The following is a 20,214-nucleotide window of genomic DNA, read 5'->3' as shown; positions in this document are numbered from 1 at the left end:
TCCAAAAGAAATACTAAATACCAAATACCGACAACCCGGACAGCATGTCGTCCAACAACAAAGCAGGAGACGCCTTATGTTCAATCCTTTACGTCACACCAGCAAGACTGCGCTCTGCATTGCTTTAGTCGCGATCAGTTGCGCCGCGTCCGCGGCCGGCCTGAAAAGCGGTCTGAAGATTGCTTTCGTGCCGAAGCAGATCAACAACCCCTATGAAGTCATTGCCGACGACGGCGGCATGGCCGCGATCAAGGAATTCAACGGCGTGGGCAAGGTGGTGGGGCCGTCGGATGCGGGCGCATCGTCGCAAGTGCAATACATCAACACGTTGATCACGCAGCGGCAGGACGCGATTGTGATCGCGGCGAACGACGCGAACGCGGTCGTGCCGTATCTCAAGAAAGCGATGTCGCAAGGCATCAAGGTCGTGACTTTCGACTCGGACACGGCGCCTGAAGGCCGCCAACTCTTCGTGAATCAGGCGAATGCGGAAGGCATCGGACGGGGACAGATTCAACTGGTCGCGAAGCTGATGGGCGGCGAGGGCGAGTTTGCCGTGCTGTCGGCCACGCCTAACGCGACGAACCAGAATACGTGGATCAAGTGGATGCAGGAGGAGTTGAAGAAGCCCGAGTACTCGAAGATCAAGCTCGTGAAGATCGCGTACGGCAACGACGACGACCAGAAGTCGTTCGTCGAAACGCAAGGTTTGCTCCAGGCATATCCGAATCTGAAGGCGATCGTCGCGCCTACAACCGTTGGCATTGCTGCAGCGGCGCGCTATATCTCGTCGTCGTCAAGCAAGGGCAAGGTGCAGGTGACCGGACTGGGTACGCCGAATCAGATGCGCGCGTTCGTCAAGAACGGCACGGTCAAGGCGTTCCAGCTCTGGGATCCGAATCAGCTCGGCTATCTGGCGGCTTATGCGGCAGCGGCACTGTCCTCGGGAACGATCACCGGCAAGGAAGGCGAATCGTTTGATGCCGGCAAGCTTGGCAAGCGCACGATCGGACCGCAAGGCGAAATCATTCTCGGACCGCCGACCACGTTTGATGCGAGCAATATCGACAACTTCAATTTCTAACCGGCGCGCCGTGCGCCCCCGCGCACGGCATGACGCAGCACGCTGCGTGCTGGACCCAAGTTGGAACGTTCTGTTTGCAACTCGACTATAGCGGCGCCGTCTGCTCAATCGACAACGGCGCCACTCCCACCTCAGTCGCGACATTGACTGTCGCGTTCCCAAGCTGATCGATCCCGGTACACCGAAATTCGGGCACGGGATATGCATGCCGGCCGGTCAAGCCGAAAGCCGCTGCGGATAAGCGCGGGAGGCTTCGGCATGAACTTTAAGACCTATACTATGAATCGGTAAATCGACCGTGGGCGTAGCGAACCCGAACTGCTATCTTGAGTGAGAGCCGTTCGGGCAACGGGCGGTCATTGACGCTGCAGTTGACGGTCGCGGTTTTTGGCGAGGACGAAGGCAAGCAGTCAGAACGGATGCCGTACACGCAGACAAATCCCTGCTTAGAGGTGCATGATGATCGGAATGACGTGGCTTGTTGTGGCTGATGGAGGCCGTGCGCGTGTTTTCCAGACGCCAGGACTCAAGCTCGACTTGCAAGAAAAAGACAGTCTCATCAACACTGAATATACCGGCACGATGCTGACCGAAAAGGACCGCGAGAAATTCGCGAAGCGCGTTGCCGAATATCTGGAGGCAGGGCGGCTCCATCAACTCTACAATCGGCTGAGACTTGCCATCGAGCCGAAATTTCTCGGCATGGTCAAAGCGGATCTCAGCGAGGAAACCCGCCGACTGATATTCGAGCAGACCAGCGAAGATCTGTCGACGCTCAATGCCCGGGAAATCGAGGCGCACCTGCGGCGACACTGATCGGCTGGCTTGGGTGTCATGTGGCCTTCACACAGTGAATCTGAGCTGTGTCACGGATCGTGGGCTTGCAGGGCCGATGTATTGCGTACGCGCTGGTTTCCGAGCCACCCGATTCCTCGGCATCACGGAACCAGATTTCCGCGTGGGACCGCTCGGCAACCCAGGAGCGGGACTGCGGCGTGTTGAACTCGCGATCGATGAACCGGCGTCCCCATTCGACCCCGTCTCTTACCGCTTCTTCTTCGGTTAGCCACTCGGGTTGAACGGTCATGGGACGAATATCGACGACTGTTCGGGCGCCGTGACTCACACTCACATTCGCGATCCAGGCGCCGAGCTTGTTGCGCTCAGGGTGCACGGCGATCTGGAATTCGCCGTAAGAAACAGTGCGTGTGGGCATCGTTCTCTCCTTTGCCGCGTTCAGGATTGGTATCCACCCGCAATGCAGCGTGCGAGCTTCTTTTCCAGCATCATCATGCCGTAACTTCAGCAGTTCGACACGCGGATATTGAAGTTAAATGGCAAACCAGTAGGCGTATTCAACCAATATCTAGCATCGGAAAAACTCATGTTCACATGGACATGACTTGCTCATAGACTTCGAGTACAAACGAATCACGAGGCTCAAACTTTTCGGTTGGTGGAGGTTTCATGGCACAGAACGAACTTTCATATCGGCGGTTTCTGATCGCCGCGTCGATCTCGCCGCTGCAGGGTAACCGGGGGATCGCCACAGTCGATGTCACAACCGCCGATCCGGAGCGCATCGCCGATCTCGGAACGGCGCGCTTTCTCCATGTGGAACGGTGGGTTGAAAGAAATGAACCCGCTTTCCTTCAGGTCGTTGTGGACGAGTGCAAAGTCGCTATCGACCATTATGCGGACAACGTTGACGATAGTTGATTCCCCGTATCTCGCATGAGGTGTTGCCATGCAGCAGGAATTCGATTTCTACCTCAACCTGAAGAAACCGACACTCGGTCTCTATGTGCGAACGGGCGCGGGCCTTCCCGACCTCGTTGACACAAGTGAGTGGCAATTCGATGGCCACGTGTGGCAGAGCGAGTTGGCGCCAGATATCCTGAAAGGGCTCGAAGCCAACGGCCACGCATTTCAGGAATTGGGCGCATGACTTTAAGCAATGGCGCATAGAGCGCGGCAGTCCGACTATCAGGCTGTCGCACCTTCACGCGGTTGTCATGCGACCCCGACAACGAACTGCTACTGTACAAATCACATGTCGGCCACGGCGAGGGAGAGCACCATGTCGGAGCAACCGTTCAAGTTGAGTGACGAGTTCATCGCGCAGCAGCGCAAGCGACTCCTGGCGTTGCGCCAGCAATTGCTGGGCGGAGAAGAGAACACGATCGCGGGCGAGCGGACGGCCGAGGAGCTGCATGGCGACGAGGCAGAAGAGTCCGAAGACGAGGCGCAGGGAATGGAACAGAATGAGGTCAACCAGGCGCTGCACGACGTGAATGACCAGCGCGTCAGCGATATCGAGCGTGCGCTGCAGAAGATCGACGAAGGTACTTACGGTCTCTCCGATGCGAGCGGTGACCCGATACCGAAGGCCCGGCTCGAAGTCGCCCCGGAGGCGATCCTGACCGTTGCAGAGCAGAGCCGTCGTGAGACCGGCAAATAAGGGCGTTCAAACCCCGCTGCGATGTCTGAAAAAGCCTGGCACCGTCCTGAAGTTTTCCGGCGCCCCTGGCAGGTCGCGCCAATGCCTATCATCGGAAAAACCAATATTTCCTTATTCACGAGCCACTCATAGAATCCAAAGGCGGATTTAGGGTTTCGTTATGCTAATCATGCCGATATCGACGCTGTAACCAATCCGTATTGTTCAGACAGTGCTCCTCGGGCACGAACAGTTGCTCCGCGCTGATACATCAACCGCGCTCGATGAGTCATCGCTATCACGGATCCCAGGCTATTGAAACAGGCAAACGGATCATTGAACAGCGACTCCAGATGACATATTGCCGAAGCCTGTCGATTCTTCGCAACTCACGTGAACGCGTCCCATAACCTTTCAAGTAGCCGGATGCTTTAACCGAAAAGGTGATTCTCGATGCCAGCCCTCTGCGAAATCTGTAACGCCCGTCCCGCTGTCGCTCGTGTGACCGTTGTGCAAAACGGAGAGCGGAAATCTTTATCGATCTGCGACTACGATTATCGGCAATTAATGCGGCACCAAAGCATGGTGAACCCATTCGATTCACTGTTGGGGGGCAGCGGCCTGTCGCGCTTCTTCGGCGGCGGCATGGAAGATGGCGCAGAGGACGATGACGATGACGGTGGGTTCGCCGCCGAGGTGCCGCGTGAATCGGTCGATGCCACCGATGCTTTCAGCGAGCAGACGCTCGAGTTGTTGCAGCGCGCCGCGGAGAAGGCACACGAGCTGGGTCGCAACGAACTCGACACCGAGCACCTGCTATACGTGCTCGCGGACACTGACGTGTGCGCGGCGTTGCTGAAGGAGCTCAAGCTCTCGCCGGAGGACATCAAGGCATACATCGATCAGCATGCGAAAAAGGGAACAGGCGATCCTGACTCAGCGATCGATAAGATGACCGTCTCACCTCGTCTGAAAAAGGCGTTCCAGTATGCGTTCCAGGCGTCGCGTGATCTGGGCCATTCCTACGTCGGTCCGGAGCATCTGCTCATTGGGCTTGCAGCCGTGCCGGACAGTATCGCTGGCACCCTGCTGAAGAAATATGGCGTGACGCCGGAGGCGTTGCGGCAGAAGGTCGTGAAAGTCGTGGGCAAAGGCGCGGAGGACGGCCGCGTCGACACGCCAACCGGCACGCCCAACCTTGACAAGTTCGGACGCGACCTCACGGCTATGGCGCGTGAGGGCAAGCTCGACCCCGTGCTGGGTCGGGCGCAGGAAATCGAAAGCACGATCGAGGTGCTCGCGCGGCGCAAGAAGAACAACCCCGTGCTGATCGGCGAGCCCGGTGTCGGCAAGACGGCGATCGTCGAAGGGCTGGCGCAGCGCATCATTAACGGTGACGTGCCTGAAGTGCTGCGCGGCAAGCGACTCGTCGAGGTCAACATCAACTCGATGGTGGCGGGTGCGAAGTATCGCGGCGAATTCGAAGAGCGTGCAAAGCAGTTGATCGATGAAGTCACGGCCAAGAAAGACGAGCTGATCCTGTTCATCGATGAACTGCACACGATTGTGGGCGCGGGACAAGGCGGGGGCGAAGGTGGCCTCGATATCGCGAACGTGCTCAAGCCCGCACTCGCGCGTGGCGAGCTCAGTCTGATCGGCGCCACGACACTCAACGAGTATCAGAAGTACATCGAAAAGGATGCGGCGCTGGAGCGGCGCTTCCAGCCGGTGTTGGTGCCGGAGCCGACGGTCGAGCAGACCATCGTCATTCTGCGGGGCCTTCGCGACAAACTCGAGGCGCACCACCAGGTGACTTTCGCCGATGATGCGTTCGTTGCCGCCGCCGAACTTTCAGATCGCTACATTACGTCGCGCTTTTTGCCAGACAAGGCCATCGACCTGATCGACCAGGCGGCGGCACGTGTGCGTATCGGCGCGACCTCGCGTCCCGCGGCCATCCAGGAGCTCGAAGCCGAAATTGCCCAGCTCAAGCGCGAGCAGGATTATGCGTCCTCGCGCAAACGCTTCGATGAGGCGAAGGCTTTCGAGGCACGTATTGGCGAGAAGCAGGAGAAACTCGACGAGCAGATGGAGGCATGGCAGCGCAAGACCGGCTCGGAAACGCTCGAAGTGACGGTGCAGTCAATCGCCGAAGTGGTGTCGCGTCTTACCGGCATTCCTGTCACGGAGCTCACGCAGGAAGAGCGCCAGAAGCTGCTGGATATGGAGAAGAAGCTGCGCGAGCGCGTGGTCGGCCAGGACGACGCGGTGATTGCCGTGAGCGATGCCGTGCGTCTGTCGCGTGCGGGACTCGGCCAGGCGAACCGGCCTATCGCGACGTTCCTGTTCCTCGGACCCACGGGGGTCGGCAAGACAGAACTCGCGAAGGCGCTGGCAGAAACGGTGTTCGGCGACGAGCAGGCGGTTATCCGTATCGACATGTCCGAATACATGGAGCGTCACGCGGTGGCAAGGCTGATCGGCGCGCCTCCGGGCTACGTCGGTTACGACGAGGGCGGGCAACTGACCGAGCGTGTCCGGCGACGCCCGTACAGCGTGATCCTGCTTGATGAGATCGAGAAAGCGCACCCCGACGTGAGCAACGTGCTGCTGCAGGTGTTTGACGACGGGCGGCTGACCGACGGCAAAGGCCGTGTCGTGGATTTCAGCAACACGATCATCATTGCGACGAGCAATCTCGGCGCATCGATCATCATGGACAACCTCGAAAAACCCGAGTCGGATCGCCTGCCTGAAAAAGCGATCCGCGAGGAATTGATGGGGGTGCTCAAGAGCCACTTCCGGCCCGAATTCCTGAACCGGATCGACGAGATCATCGTCTTCCATGCGCTCTCGCGCGACAACATCCGCTCGATCGTGCAGATCCAGCTCGAACGGGTCGTGCGCACCGCTGCCGCGCAGGACATTACCCTCAAGATAGACGAATCGGTGATTGATCACCTTGCCGACGCCGGTTATCGGCCGGAGTTCGGTGCACGCGAGTTGAAGCGCCAGATTCGCCAGGAACTGGAAACGCGGCTTGCGAAGGAGATTCTCAGCGACGCCTTGAAGTCGGGCGACAGCGTTGAGGTCAGTTATGACAAGGAAAGCGACGAAGTGAAGTTCAGCAGGAGCGAGGCTCCGGCTACGTCCAAGGTGACGGGCGCGAAGGGGAGTAACGGACGCGCGAAGAAGAAACCGTCCAAAGAGGTCAGCAGCCCCGAGCCAACCGAAAGCGCCGCCTCGAAGGAGTGATGTGCCCAGCAAGCTGGGAGGCGCCGCCGCGTCGTTGCCGACGCTGTACGGCGCCTCCCTGCCTGAACGGGACAGGCGCTGGTTTCGTTGTACCTGTACTGTGCACGTCCGCCATCGATCGATCTGTACCTTCCGCGGCGCATTAGCCCAACTAGACTGAGCCGTATCCAAACCTTACGCCGCGACGCGGCGTAACCCCAGGCAGGACGGTCTCCAGGTCTCCTGGGGCAGTTCATGGAGTCACAGATGACTAATCGACGCGAAGTACCCGGTATCCGGGAATATGACGGCCCCGCTGGTGGTTGGGGGGCGCTTAAAGCGACATCGCAAGCCATCCGGCTACAAATGGAGAGCATCAAGGCTCCACTCACGTTGCTTCGGACCAATCAGCCTGACGGTTTTGATTGTCCTGGGTGTGCATGGCCCGACAAGGAGCACAAGTCCACGTTCCAGTTCTGCGAAAACGGCGCCAAAGCGGTCACCTGGGAAGCAACGACCAAGCGGGTACGCCCGGAGTTCTTCGCGGCCAACACGGTGTCGTCACTGCTGGAACGAACGGATTTCGAACTGGAGGACATGGGCCGGCTCACGCATCCGCTCGTCTATGACCGCGACACGGACACGTTCCGGGCCGTCGAATGGGAGGTGGCGTTCGGCCGGATCGGTGAGATCCTGCGTGGTTTGCCGCCCGACCAGGTCGACTTCTATACGTCCGGCCGGGCATCTAATGAGGCCGCGTACCTCTATCAGCTGTTCGCACGGGAATTTGGCACGAACAATTTCCCGGATTGCTCGAACATGTGCCACGAACCGACCAGCGTCGGCTTGCCGCAATCGATCGGCATTGGCAAAGGCACGGTGTCGCTCGACGACTTCGAGAAGACCGACCTGATCATCTCGATCGGCCACAACCCGGGCACCAATCATCCGCGGATGATGGGCACGCTGTGGGAAGCCTCGCGTCGCGGCGTCCCGATCATCGTGTTCAATCCGCTTCGCGAGCGCGCGTTGGAACGCTTCCAGGATCCGCAGTCCATGCTGCAGATGGCGACGTTCGGCTCAACCCGGATCGCGTCGACCTATCATCAGGTGAGAGCAGGCGGCGACGCGGCCGCGCTCAAGGGCGTGATCAAGGCGGTACTCGCGCTCGACGCCGAGCGCGGCGACGTGCTCGACCGCGAGTTCATCGACACCTACACGGAAGGCCTTGACGCGCTCGTCGCGGATATCGAGGCCACTTCCTGGGAAGACATCGAGGCGGAAAGCGGCCTGACCCGTGAGGAGCTCGCGGACGTCGCCGACGCGTACGCGAAGGCGAAGTCGACGATCATCACATATGGAATGGGCGTCACGCAGCATAACAAGGGTACCGCGAACGTGCGCCTGATCTGCGACCTGCTGCTAATGCGCGGCAACATGGGCAGAGAAGGCGGCGGTATCTGTCCGCTGCGCGGCCACTCGAACGTGCAAGGCAACCGCACGGTCGGCATCACCGAGAAACCGTCAGCGGAATTCCTCGCGAAGATCGAGGAAGTCTTCGGCTTCACGCCACCCGCGGAGCATGGCCACGACGCAGTCGCGACCATGCAGGCGATGATTGCGGGCAAGTCGAAGGCGCTGATTTGCCTGGGTGGAAATTTCGCGGTCGCGCTGCCGGATTCGGACCAGTGCTTTCCGGCAATGAAGGCGCTTGATCTGAGTGTGCATCTCGGCACCAAGCTCAACCGCTCGCACCTGCTGGTTGCGAAGGAAACGTACATCCTGCCGGTGATCGGCCGCACCGAACTCGACGTGCAGAACGGCATGGGCCAGTCGATCACCGTTGAGGATTCGATGTCGATGGTCCACGCGTCGGCCGGCAAGCTCACGCCCGCGTCCGAGTTCCTGCGCTCCGAACCCGCCATTGTGGCCGGCCTCGCCCATGCGACGCTGCCGAACAGCAAGGTCAACTGGATGGAGCTGGTCGCCGACTACGACAAGATCCGCGACCTGATCGAAAAGACGATTCCGGGCTTCGAGAGCTACAACGCACGCATCCGCGTGCCGGGCGGCTTCCGCATGCCGCTGCCGCCGACTGAGCGCATTTTCCCGACGCCGACCGGCAAGGCGATGTTCTCGGTGTACCACGGTGTGAAGGAAGACGCGGACGTGGAGGGCGACGACATACTGCGTCTCGTGACGCTGCGCAGCCACGACCAGTACAACACGACTATCTATGCTCTCGACGATCGTTACCGAGGTGTGTTCGGCCGGCGTGACGTGCTGTTCATGAACGAGGCCGATCTTGCCGCATGCGGACTCGAACATGGGGACCTGGTCGACATCGAGACGGCCGTACCGGGCCGGCAACTTCGGCTGGAGAAGATCACGGCGATCGCCTATGACATCGCGCCAGGTTCGGTGGGCGCTTATTACCCGGAAGCAAACGTTCTGGTGCCGCTCGACTATATTGATAAGGAAAGCGGCACGCCTTCCTACAAATCCGCGCCGGTTCGTGTGGTCCGCTCAACGGTAGTCTGATTTTGACAGAGAGCGCTAGTCTGTAGGCTGGGCGCATGCGTCCGGCCTACAGACATCACAAGATGTCGAGCACGAACACCGTCTTTGGGCGACGCCAGCCGGCGGTGATCTCACGCGCGCAGTGCCGCGCTCGCGCCTTTTATTGCCTGGAGCCATTGAACAATCATGGAAATCTTCGATGCATTCCACCTTGCCAGGTTGCAATTTGCGTTCACGGTTTCGTTTCATATTGTTTTCCCCGCGATCAGCATCGGCATGGCCAGCTTCCTCGCCGTGCTGGAATGGCGCTGGCTGCTGACTGGCGACGTTGCCTACAAGGAGATGTTTCTGTTCTGGTCGAAGATCTTCGCGGTCGGCTTCGGAATGGGGGTGATCTCGGGTGTGGTGATGGCCTACGAGTTCGGCACCAACTGGAGTGGATTTTCCAGCGTTGCCGGCAATATCACGGGGCCGCTCCTGACCTATGAAGTGCTGACGGCGTTCTTCCTCGAAGCCGGCTTTCTCGGCGTTATGCTGTTTGGCTGGCAACGCGTCAGTCCACGTGCGCACTTCTTCGCAACGCTTATGGTGGCGGCGGGCACGCTCATTTCCACGTTCTGGATTCTCGCGTCGAATAGCTTTATGCAGACGCCGCAAGGATTCGCCATCGAGAATGGCCGGATCGTGCCGGTGGACTGGATGAAAGTGATTTTCAACCCGTCGTTTCCCTATCGCCTCGCGCATATGACCATTGCCGCATTCATCGTCGCGGGCTTTATTGTTGCCGCTTGCGGCGCGTGGCATCTGTTGCAGGGCCGGCGCGATAAACCGGTCAAGCGTAGTTTTTCGATGGCGCTGTGGATCCTGCTTTTCCTGACGCCGATACAGATTTTCGTTGGCGACGCACACGGACTCAACACGCGAAAATATCAGCCGGCCAAGATCGCGGCAATCGAGGGCCTCTGGGAAACCGAGCACGGTGGCACCGCACTCAACCTGGTCGGCCTGCCCGACATGAATGCGGAAGTGACGCGATACACGATCCAGATACCGCATCTGGGCAGCCTGATCCTGACCCATAGTTGGGATGGCGAGATTCGCGGCCTGAAAGAGTTTCCACCCGAGGACCGCCCGTATTCGCCGATCGTGTTCTGGACCTTCCGGATCATGGCGGGTCTCGGCATGTTGATGCTATTGACGGCGCTGCTCGGCTTGCTGCTCAGAGTGCGTGGCCGCCTCTACGAGACGCGGTGGTATCAGGGTTTCGTCCTGTGCATGGGGCCTTCTGGAATTGTGGCGCTACTGGCGGGGTGGATCACGACAGAAGTCGGCCGCCAACCCTGGACGGTCTACGGCGTCCTGCGTACCGCGGACTCCCTCTCGCCGATCAGTGCCCAGCAAGCAGGCGTTTCATTGCTGATCTTTGTATTGGTGTATTTCCTGGTGTTTGGCATGGGCGTCTATTACATGCTGAAGATGATGAAACGCGGACCGGAGGAGCATATCGAGCACCGCGAGTCACGGCGGCATCCGGTCTTGCGGAATCGCCCGTTGGACGCACTGGAAGGAGAGTGACACCATGCAAATCGATCTCCCTGTCGTGTGGGCCGCGATCATCGGACTCGGCGTTTTCATCTACGTGATGCTGGACGGATTCGATCTCGGCATTGGCCTGCTGTTTCCGTTTTTCGAGGAGAAAGGCGACCGGCAAGTGATGCTCAATACCATTGCGCCGGTCTGGGACGGTAACGAGACGTTCCTCGTGCTCGGCGGCGCCGGGCTTTACGGCGCGTTTCCGGTGGTCTATTCGACACTCCTGCCAGCGAATTATCTTCCGTTGATCCTGATGGTCGTGGGCCTGATCTTCCGCGGGGCGGCCTTCGAACTGCGTGCAAAGGCCGTCAGGACCCAGCACGCGTGGGACCTCGCCTTCATGGGCGGCTCCGCGCTCGCGGGGCTCTGCCAGGGCATCGTGCTGGGGTCGCTGCTGCAGGGCATCAAGATCGTCGATGGCCGTTTCGCCGGCGGTCCGTTCGACTGGCTCTCGCCTTTCAGCCTGTTTTGCGGAATCGGTGTGCTTTTTACGTATGCGACGCTCGGCTGCGGTTGGCTCATCCTGAAGACGGATGGTGAACTGCAGCGCAAGATGCGCGAGGTGATGAGACCGCTCGTGAGCGTCCTGCTCGGGGTGATGGTCATTGTGAGTCTCTGGACGGTGATCGGATTGCCGGCGGTTGCGCATCGCTGGTTCGGAAGCGGCAATCTCGGCTGGTTCCTGCCGGTGCCGATCCTTGTCATTGCATGTGTGTGGGGCATCTTCCGCACGCTGCGATTGAAGCACGAAGCGACGCCGTTCCTGCTCACGCTCGCGCTGTGCTTTCTAGGCTATAGCGGCTTGCTCATCAGCATCTGGCCGAACATCGTTCCGCCGTCACTGACGATCTGGGAAGCCTCGTCGAGCCACTCGAGCCAGCTGTTCGCGCTAGTCGGAACAGTGATCGTGCTGCCGGTCATCCTCGTCTACAACGCTATGCAGTATCGCGTGTTCCGGGGCAAGGTGCGGGAAGGGGACGCCGGTTACCACTGAGGGTGACGGCGCAGTCAGACCATTACAAGAGCATATTATGATTGTGAGGCCAGGGCAGAACTGGTTCCGCCTGCTGTTTGTCTGGAACGGTTCCGTGTTGCAGTCGATTATTCCCCAGCTGGCTTTCATGGCCGCTGTCAGCAGTCTCGCTGTGGTGACGCAAGGGCGTATTTTCGGCGAGAAGATCCCGCTTAATACGGCACCGTTCACCTTGTTTGGCCTGGCGCTTGCGATCTTCCTTGCGTTCCGCAATAACGCAAGTTACGAGCGCTTCAATGAGGCGCGTCATCTCTGGGGCAGCATCCTCATCTCGGCGCGTGCGTTGACGTCGCAGATGCTGTGTTACGTGCCGCGGGGCGATCACAACGTTCAAATGGCCCATACACTGATTGCGTCGGTGTACGCGCTGAAGCACCAGCTGCGTGGGACCGACCCGACGCCCGATCTCGTTCGCTTTCTCGGACACACGCGAACCGAGGCGTTGCAGCACACCTGCTACAAACCGACTGCGCTGCTCAATGACATGCGTCGCGACTTTGCCGAGCTGCAAGTGCGGTCATTGATGTCGGATACCAAGCTCTGGATGTTCGATGCGCAGATCAACGAATTGGGAAGAACCGTTGGGGGATGTGAACGGATCGCCTCCACGCCCATTCCATTTGCGTACAGCGTGTTGCTTCACCGCACCGTCTACGCGTATTGCGTTTTGCTGCCGTTCGGTCTTGTCGATTCGACGGAATTCTTCACGCCGCTTCTTTGCGTTTTCATTTCTTATACGCTCATTGCGCTCGAAGCCATCGCCAGCGAAGTCGCCGAGCCGTTTACGGTCGCGCCGAACGCGCTGGCGCTTGACGCCATGACCCGCAACATCGAACGATCGGTGCTCGAACTGTGCGGCTGTGAACTTCCCGACGAGGTCGTGCCGGTGCGCCCGTACCAGTTGACCTAGGAGGCGCTCTTCGACACATCCGGCTGGGCCTGGCCCTGCACTACGCGCGCCAGCCGCGCTGTGACAGCCCGCCGTGACACCCCGCCGTGATACTCGATACGGCGCACAAACTGTACTCCTGAAATTCGACACAGACTGTGCGTCCCGCAGGCAGGGCCGACGCACTATCCTGCCAGCAGGTTATTGACGGACTGGCGGCGCTTCCGGTCTGCCAGATCGACTGCCGTCATGCCCTTGCTCATTTGCCGCCGCACGCTGCCCACCTTCGGATAGATCGTGAACATCATCGACCAGCCCATACTCGCCGGTACAGCATCCCGTCACGGTGTGTCCGCCGGTGCTGTCACGACCACGCTCGACAAGCTCAATCGTCCACTGCGGGATTTGCGTCTGTCCGTCATCGATCAATGCAATTTCCGCTGTACGTATTGCATGCCGCGTGACACCTTCGGTGCAGACTACCGGTTCCTGCCGTCTTCGGAACGCCTGTCGTTCGAACAGATCCTTAAGCTCGCGAAAGCGTTCACTCTGCTCGGGGTGGAGAAGATACGCATTACCGGCGGTGAGCCGCTCCTGCGGCGCGGGCTCGAATCCCTGATCGAATCGCTCGCGAAGCTGACGACCGGAAGCGGCAAACCGATGGAGCTTGCGTTGACGACAAACGGCTCCTTGCTTGCCGCGAAGGCGCGTTCCCTGCGCGACGCCGGCCTAGGCCGCGTGACAGTGAGCCTCGACGCCGTGGACGACGGGGTATTCCGCCGGATGAGTGACGTTGACATGCCCGTGTCGCGGATCCTGGATGGGATCGAGGCGGCACGCGCGGTGGGACTCGCGCCGATCAAGGTCAACGCGGTGATCGAGCGAGGCGTCAACGACAGCCAGATCCTGCCGCTCGTGCGGCTGTTCAAGGGCACCGGCGTCGCCGTGCGTTTCATTGAATATATGGACGTTGGTGGCGCGGGCGGATGGTCGGATACGAAGGTGATCACGGCTCGCGAGACGCGCGACATCGTCGAATCGGCGTTTCCCCTGGTACCCGTCGTCGTGCACGACCAGACGGGCACCGCCGTCAATTATCGCCATGCCGACGGGGCAGGCGAAGTCGGTTTCATCGCGAGCGTATCGCAACCGTTCTGCGGGTCGTGCTCGCGGGCCCGCGTATCAGCCGACGGCCAACTTTATTCCTGCCTTTTCGCCACACATGGCACGGATCTCAGGCCCTGGCTCTCTGATACCGCTTCAGTCGAGCAACTGGCCGGCGCCGTCCGCAGCCGATGGCTCCAGCGCGACGACCGCTACTCCGAGCTTCGCTCGATGCCGGGCAGGTCAGGATCGGGGAAAGCCTATCCCACAGTCCGCATGTCGCTGGTCGGCGGTTGACGCCTGGCCAGTCCTTGCGAAGCAGACACAGACCGGAGAGCCGCTATGACAACGCCGTCGTCCAGTGATCGCGCACAGCCTGCCGCACCGCATATCGACGAGCGTGCAAGCAATCCAGCGTTTCTGGAGGCCGCCATTGCGTCGGGCTTCGACGTGCGTGTGCAGCTCCAGCCAATCGATATCCAGGCGGAGATCATGCTGGTCTCGCGCAATCCCAACGTGGGCGCCATCGTGAACTTCCTCGGCGTGGTGCGTCATTGCGGCGATTTCGACGACGTGGTCGCGCTCGAGCTTGAACACTACCCGGGGATGACCGAACAGTCGTTCGGCAGCATCGTCGAAGAGGCAATCGCACGATGGCGCCTGGAAGCGGTGAAGATCGTGCATCGGACCGGCCGTGTCGCGCTTGGCGATGCGGTGGTGCTTGTCGTGGTCGCCGCGCCGCATCGTGGGGCGGCATTCGACGCGTGCGAATTCCTGATGGACTTCCTGAAGGCCCATGCGCCGCTCTGGAAAAAAGAAATCCGGCGCGACGGGGCGGTTAGATGGGTCGAAGCCAGGACGCGCGACGAGCAGTCGATGCTGCGGTGGGGTTGATGCGCCATTCGCTCACATCGCGCCGGAAAAGGGACAGACGAATGAAACTCACCATCCGATATTTCGCTAGCGTTCGTGAACAACTCGGCATCTCGCAGGAGATCGTGGACATTGACGCGCCCGAACTCCCGGTCGACTGTCTGCGGGTCAGGCTCGCATCGAGAGGCGAGCGGATGGCCGAGGCACTGCGCGCAGGCAGGCCGCTCCGCACAGCCGTTAACCACGAGATGGTCGCCGACACGTTTGTCGTGCGCGAGGACAGCGAAATCGCGTTCTTTCCGCCCGTTACGGGGGGCTGAGGCTGCCCTGAAGATCCCGATCGAGCCGCGCGGAGTTCACCCGTGCCCCACGCGCGCTAAGGCCCTGGCCAGCGTATCAGCGCGCCGCTACCTGGCGCACATCGCGACGAGCTTGCCGACGGTAATCACCGCCTGTTCGATCTCGCTCGACCAGGGACTGCTGTAATTGAGGCGGATGAAGTTCCGATAGGTCGTCTCCGAGACCGAGAACATATAACCCGGTCCGATGGTGATGCCCTGGTCGAGAGCAAGGTTATAAAGTCGCATCGCGTCGACCTTGGCCGGCAGTTCGATCCACAGCACGTATCCGCCCGCCGGGTTGGACATGCGCGTACCTTCAGGAAAGAAACGCGAGACGGTCGCCTTCATCAGATTGGCCTGCTGCGCATATGTTCTCCGAACCCTTCGCAGGTGGTGCTCGTAACCATCGCGCTCAAGGAATTCAGCAATCGCCATTTGCGGAATCGATGGAGAGGTTAGTGTGTTCAGGAACTTGAGCTTCTCGACCTGATCGCGATATCGGCCCGGCAGCGCCCAACCAATCCGGTAGGCGGCCGTGAGGGTCTTTGAGAACGAACCACAGTGAAGCACGAGCCCCTTCGTGTCGAAGGACTTCAATGTGCTCGGGTGCGTGCTGTCATAGTGAAGCTCGTTGTAGACACCGTTCTCGATGACCGGGATGTCCCACTTCGTCAGGCGTTGCACGAGTTCGCGCTTGCGTTCGTCGGGCATCAGAAATCCTAGCGGATTCTGGAAATTCGGCATGACCATACAGGCCGTGATGGTCTGCGACTCCACAATCGCGGCAAGCGCCTCGATATCGATGCCGTGCTCCGGATGAGTCGACACCTCAATCGCTTTCATGCCCATCCGTTCGATCGCATGGAGCATCGCGTAGAACGTCGGTGACTCGACAGCGATCACGTCGCCGGGTTTCGCGACTGCCTGAAGGCACAGATTGATCGCTTCAGTGGCGCCGACCGTGATGATGATCTCGTTCGGATCGACGGCCATGCCGTTCTCAAGATAGCGACGCGCAATCTGGCGCACGAGTGCCGCATTGCCTGGGGGGAGCGCGTCTGTCACGCCCCAACGCGTCTTGCCTCGTCCTGCGTCATACGCGTAGCGGTTGAGCTTTTCGAACGGAAACAGACCGGGGTCGGGATAGGGCGAACCGAGCGGTACGGCGTCGTCGACACCGATCGAGCGCAAGGTGGAAAGCACCAATCGGCTGACATCAACCGGCGACGAAATCGGGATCGGTTTTGATGGCCGGAGCTCGAGCGTTTTCCGTTCACCCCCGTCTCCCCGGAAGTTGACGAAATAGCCCGACTGAGGCCGGGCCGTTAGCAAGCCACGGCTTTCGAGCAGCAAATAGGCGCGGATGACCGTCGTCACGCTGAGCCGATGCTGCTGGCTGGTCTGCCGTACCGACGGAAGGCGTTCGCCATGACCGTACACGCCTTGCCGGATCAGCTTCTCGATATCGTCTGCAAGCTTCTCATAGAGATTCATCGGACGATTCCCTTAGCGTTTCGCTGCGGCAAGCTGTACTGGCCTCTCCCCGGCTTACACGCGCTCGCGCCGTCATGCCGCCGCCTGGTGCGGAGATCGTAGCAGAACTGTACTGACCCGAGCCGGGCCGATTTGTGCACTCTGCGACTGATGGCCCGGCCTTACTCTGTTTTCTATTGAATGCGCATTGCCAGGCCCCTACGCCGGGGCGTTTCGATGCGTAAGGATGGGTTCGAATCATGCGAAATCGGTACAAAGGGAGGGTGGGTACTATGAATCTGCTAGAAGCCATGCGGATTTACGTCAGGGTGGTTGAACGAGAGAGTATTTCCGGCGCGGCAAGAGACCTCAATATCGGGCAGCCGGCCGCAAGCGAGCGCATCGAGCGACTTGAGAAATACCTCGGCTGCCGGCTCCTGCTCCGTAGCGCACGCGCTTTCAATTGCACGCCAGAAGGCGTGACCTTCTACGAGCGTAGCAAGAAGATTCTGCACGCCGTGGAACAGGCGGTCGCTGAAGTGTCGAACGACGGGCAGGATCTCAAGGGAACGATTCGCATCGCGGCACCCCATTGCTTTGGCGAGACGATCGTGCCGGAGGCGTTGACGCTGGTGCGTGCAACCTATCCACAACTGGATCTGGAACTGGTCCTGAACGACAGGATCGTCGACCTTGTGACGGAGGGCGTAGACATTTCATTTCGTCTTGGGCAGCTTGGGGAGGGGGCCTTCATTGCCCGTCAACTGGGTCAGGTTGGGCGTGTTCTCGTTGCAGCGCCTGGCTATCTGAGCCAGCACGGTCCGATTACCGAGCCGTCTGAGCTGGTCAAACACCCGTTCATTCGGGTCCAGGGCATGTTCGGCACGGACCAGTTGCCGCTCAGACACGGTGCGACCGTCGTGGAAAGCGCGCCGATCCGTACCGCAATCAAGACCAGTCATTGGCGGCCCATGTATGAAATGATCCTCTCGGGTGCCGGCATCGGGGTGCTCGAAGAGCCGGCTTGCATCGATGCGTTGGCAGACGGCCGCCTGGTTCGCATACTGCCGGAATTCTCGGTGCTGCCTTTCGATGTCAATCTGCTGATCCAGGCGCAACGTCCGATGCCGCCACGCGTACGGATGATTGTGACGATGCTAAGAAAGTGCACGTCGGAAATTCTGGAAAGAGTGCAAGTCGACTGCGGTGAAGTGGCCGGTCGCTTTGAAGTACTTCCCGACGGGAATGTGTCCGCACTGCTAAAACCATCGCTGCGGGCTTGAGCCCGCAGCGATGGCCGATACCGGGATATCCATTCAGGCGCTTATTCTGCTTGCTTCAACGACACCGATGCCTCACTCGTCAGCATCAGGAATGTCAGTGTCTCGCGTAGATAAAGACGCACTACCGTGTCCGTATGACTCACATAACCGATCGACAGCTCTTCGCCAAGGTGTAACTCGAAGTCGCCGCCCCGCGTGGACACCACGCTGCCGCCCGCGAGCGCGGGTGCCCAGATGATGTCGCCGTTCACGATCCGCTTGATGTGCTCGATAACCGGATAACCCTGATCGCGTGCCTCGCCGAGCGCCGTGTATGCGTCGGCGCCGAGTAGCACGGAGTAGGGCCCGTCGACGCCGGCAAGCCGCAGTTGTTCGAGCGCGTTACTAATCGTGTTCGGATAATCGCTGACGTCGGCCGGCAGCGCGAGCGGCGGATTCGACGAGCCTTCGCGAATCCCACCTATGTCCGCTGCCTTATATCCATCGAAGATCGCACGATCTTCGGCATAGGCGAGCTGCTTTGCCGCTTCTTTTGCGGGCTGCCAGTCCGCATCTTTCGCGCCGCGCACGACGCTGTCGATCGCGTCGCGCTGCAGCTCGAACGGCACGGTCAACTGGACGAGGCGCCTTACCTCGGACAGTTTCGCCACAACGCCCTGCTGCGGCGCGGCGATCGCGATCTGGTGCCCCGTACCGACGCCGGACAGTTCTGTCCCGCCAGGACCCTTGACGTCAACCACACGGCGGCCGGCGACGCTGCGCTTGAAAGTGCGAGCCACTTCGTCTTCAATCTGCGACCAGGCGGCGCGGGAGATTGGGGCAAGCTCGCGATGCAAGTTATTCATGTTGAGAAATTCCCTTGAGAGAGCCAATATTTAGCGAGCCGTCGTGACGCGGCTCGGCAGACGAAGACGGTTCGGGCTGTTGCTCAGTGGCAGCAGCAGCTTGCGGATCGCTGTCCGCAAGCGCTTCGAGCAAGGTGGCCGACGGGACGAAGAAGAGGCTGCCTGTGACCGCGCGGCTGTAGTCGAGCAGCCGGTCGTAGTTGCCCGGCGGCAGGCCGACGAACATGTTCTCCATCATCAGTTCGATCGGCTGGGGCGAACGGGCATAACCGATGAAGTAGGTGCCGAACTCGCCCATACCCGGGCGGCCGAATGGCATGTTGTCACGGAGGATTTTTACTTCCTCGCCGTTCTCGGTGATCGTTGTGAGCGCGCTGTGCGAACACGACGGTTTGACTGCCTCGTCGAGCTCGATGTCGGCCAGTTTCGTGCGGCCGATAATGCGCTCCTGGGTCTCTACGGATAGTGCGTTCCAGCCTGTCATGTCGTGCAGATACTTCTGCACGATGACATAGGTGCCGGCCTCGAACGCCGGATCCTCATCACCGATGAGGGTCGACTCGACGGCCTTGCGACCCGACGGATTCTCGGTACCGTCGACGAAGCCCACCATGCTGCGCAGATCGAAGTTGCGAAAGCCGTGCACTTCGTCGACCACGGTGACCGCATCACCGAGCCGCCCCACCAGTTGCGTGGCGAGCTCGAAACAAAGGTCCATATGATCCGCGCGGATATGCAGCAGGATGTCCCCGGGGGTGCTTACGGCACGGCGCTCGCCCGTACCGAATTCGCGAAACGGATGCAGGGCCGCCGGGCGCGGGGCGCCGAACAACGTGTCCCACACCTCGGAGCCGAAGCCGACAACGCACGACAGATGGCGTGAAGGGGAGCGCCTGCCGACCGAGCGCACCAGGGCGGCAATATCGCCACACCACGCACGCACTTTTTCGGCTGGGTCGCTGCCGGGCGCGACCGTCGCGACGATGAAGATCGCGCTGGGCGTGATGTCATTACAGATGGCTTGCGATTCTGGTGCGTCTGGAGTCTCTTTAGGCATCGGATTGATTATTGATAAACCGTTACTGATTCCGGGAAGGGAACGAATGTCTGACCGCCTTCGTGATCATCTGCCAGAGGCACGCGCAAATATTTCGCCCGAATGACATGAAGCACGTTTGCTGCTGCGGACGCGGCAGGCGCCCGTAGCGTGTTGCCTGCCATTAGGGGAAGCGCAGATACGCATGACATTGTTGGCGTTCGCTATGTCAGGAGATGTTATACCGCCCGGGCAATTTATGGAAACTGCCCAGAGACGCCAGGTCAATTCGCATAGGGCATTCGAGTCCGGATTGGCGGCCAGGTTGAGTTTCGCGTGCTTGCCGGCCGACTCCGTGTCAAGCAAGCTCCGGCGGGACTGTGCGGCGATAAAGTTCGACACTGTTTTGTCGCACATCCCTGCCTTGCTTTCGATACTTCGTATCGGCGCTGGAGGCTTCCTATTC

The 20,214-nt window shown here is 60.1% G+C and carries 19 protein-coding genes; 14 read left to right on the top strand and 5 right to left on the bottom strand.

Annotated features, from left to right (window positions below):
* Positions 1 to 76: 76 nt before the first annotated feature.
* On the top strand, positions 77 to 1,084 hold the full coding sequence (gene rhaS / locus ACUN0E_RS15585) for a rhamnose ABC transporter substrate-binding protein (RefSeq protein ID WP_408226819.1): 1,008 nt from the start codon (positions 77 to 79) through the stop codon (positions 1,082 to 1,084).
* 456 nt (positions 1,085 to 1,540) lie between these two features.
* The gene (locus ACUN0E_RS15580; RefSeq protein ID WP_408226822.1) at positions 1,541 to 1,900 is read left to right on the top strand and encodes a host attachment protein; all 360 of its coding nucleotides are present in this window, start codon (positions 1,541 to 1,543) and stop codon (positions 1,898 to 1,900) included.
* A 16-nt stretch (positions 1,901 to 1,916) separates the two neighbouring features.
* On the opposite strand, the gene ACUN0E_RS15575 is transcribed toward ACUN0E_RS15580, so the two are convergent.
* Complete coding sequence (locus ACUN0E_RS15575; RefSeq protein WP_445567166.1) at positions 1,917 to 2,300, bottom strand: DUF6566 family protein; 384 nt, start codon at positions 2,298 to 2,300, stop codon at positions 1,917 to 1,919.
* A gap of 251 nt (positions 2,301 to 2,551) precedes the next feature.
* Here ACUN0E_RS15575 and ACUN0E_RS15570 point away from each other — a divergent pair, with 251 nt between their 5' ends.
* The 8 genes from ACUN0E_RS15570 to ACUN0E_RS15535 all read left to right on the top strand — a co-directional run bounded on the left by ACUN0E_RS15570 (position 2,552) and on the right by ACUN0E_RS15535 (position 12,814).
* On the top strand, positions 2,552 to 2,803 hold the full coding sequence (locus tag ACUN0E_RS15570) for a hypothetical protein (RefSeq protein WP_445567165.1): 252 nt from the start codon (positions 2,552 to 2,554) through the stop codon (positions 2,801 to 2,803).
* Between the two features lie 28 nt (positions 2,804 to 2,831).
* Positions 2,832 to 3,032, top strand: a complete 201-nt coding sequence (locus tag ACUN0E_RS15565) for a hypothetical protein (protein WP_408226831.1) — start codon at positions 2,832 to 2,834, stop codon at positions 3,030 to 3,032.
* Positions 3,033 to 3,164: 132 nt separating this feature from the next.
* Positions 3,165 to 3,545 carry a TraR/DksA family transcriptional regulator gene (locus ACUN0E_RS15560; protein WP_445567164.1) on the top strand — a complete coding sequence of 127 codons (381 nt, stop codon included), beginning with the start codon at positions 3,165 to 3,167 and terminating at the stop codon, positions 3,543 to 3,545.
* 432 nt (positions 3,546 to 3,977) lie between these two features.
* Positions 3,978 to 6,779, top strand: coding sequence for an AAA family ATPase (locus ACUN0E_RS15555; RefSeq protein WP_445567163.1), 2,802 nt, complete (start codon positions 3,978 to 3,980; stop codon positions 6,777 to 6,779).
* A 246-nt stretch (positions 6,780 to 7,025) separates the two neighbouring features.
* On the top strand, positions 7,026 to 9,299 hold the full coding sequence (locus tag ACUN0E_RS15550) for an FdhF/YdeP family oxidoreductase (protein ID WP_445567162.1): 2,274 nt from the start codon (positions 7,026 to 7,028) through the stop codon (positions 9,297 to 9,299).
* A gap of 165 nt (positions 9,300 to 9,464) precedes the next feature.
* On the top strand, positions 9,465 to 10,853 hold the full coding sequence (locus ACUN0E_RS15545; protein ID WP_408389906.1) for a cytochrome ubiquinol oxidase subunit I: 1,389 nt from the start codon (positions 9,465 to 9,467) through the stop codon (positions 10,851 to 10,853).
* Between the two features lie 4 nt (positions 10,854 to 10,857).
* Entirely contained in the window at positions 10,858 to 11,865 is a 1,008-nt protein-coding gene (gene cydB, locus ACUN0E_RS15540) for a cytochrome d ubiquinol oxidase subunit II (RefSeq protein ID WP_408226846.1), read from the top strand.
* 37 nt (positions 11,866 to 11,902) lie between these two features.
* Entirely contained in the window at positions 11,903 to 12,814 is a 912-nt protein-coding gene (locus ACUN0E_RS15535) for a bestrophin family protein (RefSeq protein WP_445567161.1), read from the top strand.
* Positions 12,815 to 12,978: 164 nt separating this feature from the next.
* On the opposite strand, the gene ACUN0E_RS15530 is transcribed toward ACUN0E_RS15535, so the two are convergent.
* Entirely contained in the window at positions 12,979 to 13,101 is a 123-nt protein-coding gene (locus ACUN0E_RS15530; protein WP_408226852.1) for a hypothetical protein, read from the bottom strand.
* Here ACUN0E_RS15530 and moaA point away from each other — a divergent pair.
* The 3 genes from moaA to ACUN0E_RS15515 are packed head-to-tail and all read left to right on the top strand — an operon-like array spanning position 13,091 to position 15,090.
* Complete coding sequence (moaA, locus tag ACUN0E_RS15525) at positions 13,091 to 14,194, top strand: GTP 3',8-cyclase MoaA (protein ID WP_445567160.1); 1,104 nt, start codon at positions 13,091 to 13,093, stop codon at positions 14,192 to 14,194. The genes ACUN0E_RS15530 and moaA overlap by 11 nt on opposite strands.
* A gap of 45 nt (positions 14,195 to 14,239) precedes the next feature.
* Complete coding sequence (locus tag ACUN0E_RS15520) at positions 14,240 to 14,791, top strand: molybdenum cofactor biosynthesis protein MoaE (protein ID WP_445567159.1); 552 nt, start codon at positions 14,240 to 14,242, stop codon at positions 14,789 to 14,791.
* 41 nt (positions 14,792 to 14,832) lie between these two features.
* Positions 14,833 to 15,090 carry a MoaD/ThiS family protein gene (locus tag ACUN0E_RS15515; RefSeq protein WP_445567158.1) on the top strand — a complete coding sequence of 86 codons (258 nt, stop codon included), beginning with the start codon at positions 14,833 to 14,835 and terminating at the stop codon, positions 15,088 to 15,090.
* Positions 15,091 to 15,177: 87 nt separating this feature from the next.
* Here ACUN0E_RS15515 and ACUN0E_RS15510 read toward each other — a convergent pair whose 3' ends face one another.
* A complete protein-coding gene (locus tag ACUN0E_RS15510; protein ID WP_408510051.1) occupies positions 15,178 to 16,605 on the bottom strand; it encodes an aminotransferase-like domain-containing protein in 1,428 nt (475 codons plus the stop codon).
* A 272-nt stretch (positions 16,606 to 16,877) separates the two neighbouring features.
* Here ACUN0E_RS15510 and ACUN0E_RS15505 point away from each other — a divergent pair, with 272 nt between their 5' ends.
* Positions 16,878 to 17,867 (top strand): LysR family transcriptional regulator, encoded by a 990-nt coding sequence (locus ACUN0E_RS15505; RefSeq protein ID WP_445567157.1) that lies wholly within the window; start codon positions 16,878 to 16,880, stop codon positions 17,865 to 17,867.
* A gap of 41 nt (positions 17,868 to 17,908) precedes the next feature.
* On the opposite strand, the gene ACUN0E_RS15500 is transcribed toward ACUN0E_RS15505, so the two are convergent.
* Together ACUN0E_RS15500 and ACUN0E_RS15495 are read right to left on the bottom strand one after the other, a co-directional pair.
* On the bottom strand, positions 17,909 to 18,712 hold the full coding sequence (locus tag ACUN0E_RS15500) for a family 1 encapsulin nanocompartment shell protein (RefSeq protein WP_445567156.1): 804 nt from the start codon (positions 18,710 to 18,712) through the stop codon (positions 17,909 to 17,911).
* Positions 18,705 to 19,769 carry a Dyp-type peroxidase gene (locus ACUN0E_RS15495; RefSeq protein WP_445567155.1) on the bottom strand — a complete coding sequence of 355 codons (1,065 nt, stop codon included), beginning with the start codon at positions 19,767 to 19,769 and terminating at the stop codon, positions 18,705 to 18,707. The genes ACUN0E_RS15500 and ACUN0E_RS15495 overlap by 8 nt, the downstream gene beginning before the upstream one ends.
* Between the last annotated feature and the right edge of the window lie 445 nt (positions 19,770 to 20,214).

Source organism: Paraburkholderia sp. D1E (genome assembly GCF_052682275.1).
Note: the sequence above shows the minus strand (reverse complement) of the source record. Positions and strands in the feature narration are given on the sequence as shown.

Bases quoted from the DNA above. Each gene is read 5' to 3' on its own strand.
- rhaS (WP_408226819.1), top strand. From the start codon at position 77: ATGTTCAATCCTTTACGTCACACCAGCAAGACTGCGCTCTGCATTGCT.
- ACUN0E_RS15580 (WP_408226822.1), top strand. From the start codon at position 1,541: ATGATGATCGGAATGACGTGGCTTGTTGTGGCTGATGGAGGCCGTGCG.
- ACUN0E_RS15575 (WP_445567166.1), bottom strand. From the start codon at position 2,300: ATGCCCACACGCACTGTTTCTTACGGCGAATTCCAGATCGCCGTGCAC.
- ACUN0E_RS15570 (WP_445567165.1), top strand. From the start codon at position 2,552: ATGGCACAGAACGAACTTTCATATCGGCGGTTTCTGATCGCCGCGTCG.
- ACUN0E_RS15565 (WP_408226831.1), top strand. From the start codon at position 2,832: ATGCAGCAGGAATTCGATTTCTACCTCAACCTGAAGAAACCGACACTC.
- ACUN0E_RS15560 (WP_445567164.1), top strand. From the start codon at position 3,165: ATGTCGGAGCAACCGTTCAAGTTGAGTGACGAGTTCATCGCGCAGCAG.
- ACUN0E_RS15555 (WP_445567163.1), top strand. From the start codon at position 3,978: ATGCCAGCCCTCTGCGAAATCTGTAACGCCCGTCCCGCTGTCGCTCGT.
- ACUN0E_RS15550 (WP_445567162.1), top strand. From the start codon at position 7,026: ATGACTAATCGACGCGAAGTACCCGGTATCCGGGAATATGACGGCCCC.
- ACUN0E_RS15545 (WP_408389906.1), top strand. From the start codon at position 9,465: ATGGAAATCTTCGATGCATTCCACCTTGCCAGGTTGCAATTTGCGTTC.
- cydB (WP_408226846.1), top strand. From the start codon at position 10,858: ATGCAAATCGATCTCCCTGTCGTGTGGGCCGCGATCATCGGACTCGGC.
- ACUN0E_RS15535 (WP_445567161.1), top strand. From the start codon at position 11,903: ATGATTGTGAGGCCAGGGCAGAACTGGTTCCGCCTGCTGTTTGTCTGG.
- ACUN0E_RS15530 (WP_408226852.1), bottom strand. From the start codon at position 13,101: ATGATGTTCACGATCTATCCGAAGGTGGGCAGCGTGCGGCGGCAAATG.
- ACUN0E_RS15520 (WP_445567159.1), top strand. From the start codon at position 14,240: ATGACAACGCCGTCGTCCAGTGATCGCGCACAGCCTGCCGCACCGCAT.
- ACUN0E_RS15515 (WP_445567158.1), top strand. From the start codon at position 14,833: ATGAAACTCACCATCCGATATTTCGCTAGCGTTCGTGAACAACTCGGC.
- ACUN0E_RS15510 (WP_408510051.1), bottom strand. From the start codon at position 16,605: ATGAATCTCTATGAGAAGCTTGCAGACGATATCGAGAAGCTGATCCGG.
- ACUN0E_RS15505 (WP_445567157.1), top strand. From the start codon at position 16,878: ATGAATCTGCTAGAAGCCATGCGGATTTACGTCAGGGTGGTTGAACGA.
- ACUN0E_RS15500 (WP_445567156.1), bottom strand. From the start codon at position 18,712: ATGAATAACTTGCATCGCGAGCTTGCCCCAATCTCCCGCGCCGCCTGG.
- ACUN0E_RS15495 (WP_445567155.1), bottom strand. From the start codon at position 19,769: ATGCCTAAAGAGACTCCAGACGCACCAGAATCGCAAGCCATCTGTAAT.